We start from the raw sequence: 5,929 nt of genomic DNA on the forward strand, positions 1-5,929 counted from the left end.
AGCCGGCACGTCGCGACTGTTCACCAACTCCCGCAACTCAGCGGTCTGTTCCACAGAGAGCTCCATGCCAGAACCAACGAGCCCCATCGATCAAAGTAACGACTGCAGGATCACGAGACACTAGGTATGGCTGCTTGAGACTGTGCCTCAGTACCTCATGCCGCAAGAGGTAGAAAGTCCGGCTGCCTTTCGGGCGGGCGGGCATATCGACGCACGTACGTACTCATCCGGCCACACGGAAGGACTGAAGGCGCACCGCGTCCATATCATTTCTCGGCCGCTCGCCGAGTATTTTCAGTCCCTTGCCGGATGGCATTGGAGACTTCTCCGTGCTCGACCGCTGCACGGTAGTGGTCATGCACTGTGAGGCGGACGGCACGCAGGTCAGTCGTGAATTGTACGAGGGCGACGTTGCGCCGTTCGTCGAATACCAGCGGATCGCGGTGACTGAGTCCGTTCCGCGATTCGGCGCTATATGTGCAGATCCGCTGGTGCTTCCGCGGGGCCGGGTGACTGTGTAGCTGAGCCATCCCGGTGTTTCCTGATCGCCGTGGTACAGGCCTGGAGACCGGCCGTACGAAGTCCTGGGACGGACGGCTCCGGCCGGGCCCCCGGCACGTCCGTGGGGGCGTCGGAGTCCGGGGTGGGCGACGTCGGGCGGCGCGGCTCTGATAAAACCATCGGGTGGTAATAAAAGCGGAGGCCCCGAGGAACCGGCTTGGCGAGCGTCTGGGTAAAGTGTCCCCGCTGACCGCCGTGGGCATCGTCGGGCTGCCGCTCGCGCTGCTCGGGCTGTTTGTGGCCGCGGTGGTGCCCAATGGGTGGGCGTTCGCGGCGTTCGCGGCGGCGAGCTACCTCGCGGAGCCCCCCGCGCTGCGCCGGATCGTCGGCTCGATGAACCCCCTGGGCCGGGTGTGCGTGAGCGTCACGGCCGGTTCGGTGGTGCGGGGCGCGTCAGCGCTCGTGCTGCTGGCCCGCCTCGGAGAGGCCGGGACAAGTACGTTTGTCGTCGTCGTCTTCGGCTTCCTCGCGCTGCAGGTGCTCCGGGTGGGTTTCGCGGCGCTTCTGCTGTTCGTCTGGTGGTGTCGACGGCTGCCCGTGGTGACCCGCAACGTGGATTTGTCCGTGCTGCGGATCCCGAACGCACCGCCACGAAACCTGATGGATCTGCACCGCGGGCCGCTTGCGCTCGTAGACCTGCCGTTGATCGCGGGCGTGGCGGTCGCCGCGGTGGCGGACCTGCGGTGGGCGGTGGTCGGTACCGGGATCGCGCTGCTTGCCGGCCTCGTCACGACCGGGTGGCTGGCCCGGCACGCGTGGCGCATCAGACATCTGGCCAACAAGGGCGCCGTGCTACGGACAGTGAACGAACAGCTACAGGCCTACGCACCCGAGGTCCTGGTGTACTTCTCCGGGGCAATAGAATCGGCCTACCAGCTCAACGGATGGCTGCCGACGCTGGATCGGCTCGACCGGCGGGTCGTCGTCGTGTTGCGCGAGCGCGAGATGCTCCCCAGGCTTGATCCGACGTCCCGGCCTGTGGTGTGCCTGCCGCTGGGGAACGATCTGACGGCCTTCCGGCTGCCGAGCGCGCACGTCGCGCTGTTCGTGGCCAACGCCGCCAACAACACCCACCTGCTGCGTCAGCCCGACTTCCGGACGGCATACCTCGGTCACGGGGACAGTGACAAACCCACCAGCTTCAACCCCTTCACCAAGGTGTACGACGAGGTGTGGGTCGCCGGGCCGGCAGGGCGTGAGCGCTATGCGCGATCACGGGTCGGCGTGGCCGACGCGGACGTCGTCGAGGTCGGCCGCCCGCCGTTGTGGCCGGTGGACGCCGCCGGCGCCGGTCCCCTCTCCCCGATGCCGACGGTGCTGTACGCGCCGACCTGGGAGGGCTTCCACGGCGATCCGGGCGCGGCGACGTCGCTGATCGGCATGGGACCGGAGATCGTCAGGAGGCTGCTGGAGCGAGTGCCGCGGGTCCGCCTGATCTACCGGCCGCACCCGCTGACCGGCACCCTGAACCGGCGGGCGCGAACGGCGCATGCCGAGATCCTCACGATGATCGACCAGGCGAACGCCAGCCGGGACGCGCTACCCGAATTCCGGCGCCGGGCCGAGGACGAGCAGAGGGAGAGAACCGCGAAGGCGGTCCAGCTCCCGCAGCTCGCACGCCGCCTGGAGGAGTTGCGACAGCCGAGCGGCGGGCGGGGAGACGAGGCGCAGGCCGCGCGCGACGCAGGATCCCCTGCCCTGCCGCCGGGCGCCGCCTGGGAGTCGGCGCTGGCCGCCTGGCAGGACGCCTACTGGGCGGCCGAAGGCTGGTGGCGGCACCGCGTCGCCACTGGGTCCTCCCCCAGCCTGTACGACTGTTTCAACCACGCCGAACTGCTCATCGGTGACATATCCGGGGTCGTGACGGACTTCCTTGTCACCGACAAGCCGTACGCCGTCACCAACCCGGCCGGCCTCGGCGCCGAGCAGTTCCGCGAGCGCTATCCGGCGGCGGCGGCCGGCTACCTGCTGGGCGCGGATCCCGCAGAACTCGACGAGATCCTGGACCATCTGGGCAAGGACGGGGCCGATCCGCTGGCCGACGAACGTCGACGGGTGCGGAGCTACCTGCTGGGCCCGTTCGAATCGGATACTCTCGCCCTCTTCGAACGGGCACTGGACAGTCTCCTGGCTCGCGCCGCAGCCGAGACAGGTCACGAGGCCCCGGTAGTCCTCTCCGACAAACCAAAGCGCTGACCGTCGGCGGTGGCGGTGGCGGTGGCGGTGGCGGTGGCGGTGGCGGTCAGAGCGTCTCGCCGAGGAAAACCCGCCGCACCACCCGTTCCGCCGCGTGGCCGTCGTCGAACACACAGAACCGGCGACGGAATTCGGCTCGCGCCTTGGCCGACGCGCCTGCGTCGGCCTCGCCGGAGCGGAACACCTCGATGAGTTGGTCCTCCGTCGTGGCGACGGCCCCCGGCGGCTGCTCCATCAGGTCGAAGGTAACGCCGCGGGTGCGCCGGTAAGTCTCCCAGTCCGGCGCGTAGACGACGATCGGCCTGTCGAGGTTGGCATAGTCGAACATGATCGACGAATAGTCGGTCACCAGCACATCGGCCGCCAGGCACAGGTCCTCGACGACGGGGTACGCCGATACATCGACCACCCGTGCCTTGCCGTTGCCGCCCTGCTCGGCGGCCGCGCCCGTGCCGTCGACGTCGTAGTAGTGGGCACGGAGAAGGAGCACATACTCCGGCCCGAGCGCGGCTGCCAGTCGGGACGGATCCAGCAGCGGCTCGGAGCCTGCCGCGTACTCCCGGTGAGTCGGCGCGTACAGGACCGCGGTCTGCCCGGGCGCGATGCCGAGGTCGGCGCGGATGCCGGCGATCTCCTCCGGGCCTGCGCGGAAGAACCGATCGTTACGCGGATATCCGGTTTCCAGCAACTCGTATTGGCCGGGATAGACGCGCTGCCACACCTCGGAGGAGAGCGGGTTGGCCGAGATGGTGAAGTCCCAGCGTGCGGAGTGCTCGCGCAGCCGCGCGAAGTTCATGTCCTGCGCGCCGACCGGGTACCGCTGCTGGTCCAGCCCCATCGCCTTGAGCGGGGTACCGTGCAACGTCTGCACGTGCACCGACTCGCGGCGCTTGGAGACCGAGTGCGGGAAGTTGACGTTGTTGACCAGATACTTCGCGCGAGCCAGCACGCGCAGGGAGCGCAACGACCCGGCCACCACATGGTCCACCCCGGCGGGCAGCGAGTCGACCGCGTCTTTCCGCACCACCCACACCCCGTGTACCTCCGGGGCCAGTTCCCGCGCCGCCTCGTAAATGGCCCGCGGATTGCACGCGTAGCCTCGGTACCAGTAGGCGGCGTAGACGGCGAGCCCGTCATCGATCGGAAGACGCTTGTGCATGTGGTAATAGAGCAGCGACGGTGCCGTGCGCGCTCGGCGGCCCGTCTTCCGTCCGGCGCCGACCGCCCGAGCCACTGTCTGACGTGACGTCAGGCGTATTCGGTTCGCCGGAAGCAGCGTGGAGAACAGCCGGAAGGCATCGCGTTCCACCAGACGGAATTTCGTGCCGCGAGCGCCCGGCGGATAGGAGTACCCCGGGGGCCGGAACCGGGCGAAGTGCTCGGCCATCCGGCCGAAGAACTCCCGCCGCCGGGCTGCCGGCACTCGGCCGGGGTCCTCGATGATGGTGGTGTAGTGCCAGATCGCCCGGTCGAACATCTGCGCGCGGAATTCCTCGACCGCCGCGCCCCGGTCGTCCAGAAATCCGAAGATCTTCTCGTACTGCCCGAACACATCGAAGTGCCGGTCGCTGACGGTGGCGGTGATCGCGCCCTCGCGCCGCTCACGGTAGAAGTAGCAGACCTGGTCGAGCAGCGCGATCCGCTGGGCGGCCATCAGAATCGGATAGGTGACCGGAAGGTCCTCGTAGAGTCCGCGCCCGAAACGCAGGCCCAGGTCGGCGAGGAAGTCGCGGCGGATCACCTTGTTCCAAGCGGTCATCATCAACTGGAGCACGCTCGGCCTGGAGCGCAGATCCAACACATCCGGCGGCGGTGGTTCGCTCAGCAGGTGCCTGCGCGGATTGGACTCGACACGGCCTGACGGAAGCACCCGTGCATAGTCGACGAAGAGCACGTCGGGGCGGCTCGAAGCCAGCCTGCCGGCGATCGCGGCCAGTGCTTCGTCGGCTATCCAGTCGTCACTGTCGAGAAACCAGACGTACTCGCCACGCGTGCGCTCGAACCCCGCGTTGCGCGCCTCACCGAGGCCGACGTTGCGCTCCAGGTGCACCACCCGGATCCGTGGATCGTTCCGCGCGTACTCGTCCAGGATCGCCCCGCATCCATCCGGCGAGCAGTCGTCCACAGCGACGACCTCGAAGGCGGAAAACGATTGCCCGGCGATCGCGTCCAGGCACGGCCGCAGGTAGTCCTCCACCTGGTACACAGGGAGGACGATGCTGATCAGCACCTCGGCCCTCTGTGCTGCGGCTCTGGGTTCTGAGGTCATACAGGATCTCCGATCGAGTCACGGGCCGTTTGCGGCGCCGATGCTGGGACTTGGATGCCACGCGAACACGGTCTCTGGTGTCTCCGGGAACACGCGCACCCAGCGCCGCCGGGATATTAGCGAGCACAGAGCCGTGAACCACAGCCGGTCCACCGGCTCGTACCGCACGGGCCGCGAGTTGCCTGCGCAGCAGCGCCTTCTTCTGTCGAAATACCAACAACTCGGCGTCTTTGGCAGACGGCGGTCAGGAAGTCAAGGACAGAGATCGGCGGACAGCGACACACGTATGGCAAGTGAACGATCCCTTTCGAGCGAGAGCGGTCGCCATCCCGACCGAGGCCGGGACGGGCAGGCACCTTGGGGAACCGGTGATGCTCTGGCGGCGACGGGCGATGAAAGCTGGGCGGCAGCCATTCCTAATCTACTACAATCTGTAGTGTGCAGGTCGTATGCAGCGGCGGTCGGGTTGCGATCAGGTGCCGCGTCGGCTTGTCCTGTGCCGCTCGGAGATAACGGCCAAGTATGGGCTGTCTTCGAACCCGGTGGTTTTCAAGGCCGGCGACAATTGCCGGGGTGGATTGGGGTGGTAGTTGCTGCCTCAATGGGTGGGGACGATGCTGATTGTAGTGCTGGGGGTACTCGGCGAGCACGGCATGGGCGGCGAATCGCCACCGCCGCCGCGGAAGCGGCCCTCCATACCCTGCCGGGCCGCCCTCGACGCCGGAGCCGACCCCGTGCCTGCCGCCGGATGGATCAACCGGACCGGCTCGGCCTAACCCCAATGCCGCTGTTTTAAGCGGTGACCTTGGGTTTTCGCTTGGCCGGGGCGCTCTTGGACGCGGGGGTGATGGTGACCGCCTCGGCCGGCGGGGCGGCGGGCTGGGGCCAGGTGCGGTGGTGGGC

The 5,929-nt window shown here is 67.9% G+C and carries 4 protein-coding genes; 3 read left to right on the plus strand and 1 reads right to left on the minus strand.

The window, feature by feature from the left end; genetic code table 11:
* Nucleotides 1-157: 157 nt before the first annotated feature.
* Together FCI23_RS63500 and FCI23_RS53645 are read left to right on the plus strand one after the other, a co-directional pair.
* Nucleotides 158-367, plus strand: coding sequence for a hypothetical protein (locus tag FCI23_RS63500; RefSeq protein WP_322974062.1), 210 nt, complete (start codon nt 158-160; stop codon nt 365-367).
* A 371-nt stretch (nt 368-738) separates the two neighbouring features.
* A complete protein-coding gene (locus tag FCI23_RS53645) occupies nt 739-2,757 on the plus strand; it encodes a hypothetical protein (RefSeq protein WP_136731441.1) in 2,019 nt (672 codons plus the stop codon).
* A 46-nt stretch (nt 2,758-2,803) separates the two neighbouring features.
* On the opposite strand, the gene FCI23_RS53650 is transcribed toward FCI23_RS53645, so the two are convergent.
* Nucleotides 2,804-5,026, minus strand: coding sequence for a bifunctional glycosyltransferase/CDP-glycerol:glycerophosphate glycerophosphotransferase (locus FCI23_RS53650; RefSeq protein ID WP_136731442.1), 2,223 nt, complete (start codon nt 5,024-5,026; stop codon nt 2,804-2,806).
* Between the two features lie 614 nt (nt 5,027-5,640).
* On the opposite strand from FCI23_RS53650, the gene FCI23_RS57895 reads away from it, so the two are divergent.
* On the plus strand, nt 5,641-5,802 hold the full coding sequence (locus FCI23_RS57895) for a hypothetical protein (RefSeq protein ID WP_169317456.1): 162 nt from the start codon (nt 5,641-5,643) through the stop codon (nt 5,800-5,802).
* Nucleotides 5,803-5,929 lie beyond the last annotated feature (127 nt).

The sequence above is a fragment of the Actinacidiphila oryziradicis genome, assembly GCF_005047355.1.
Classification (GTDB): Bacteria; Actinomycetota; Actinomycetes; order Streptomycetales; family Streptomycetaceae; genus Actinacidiphila; species Actinacidiphila oryziradicis.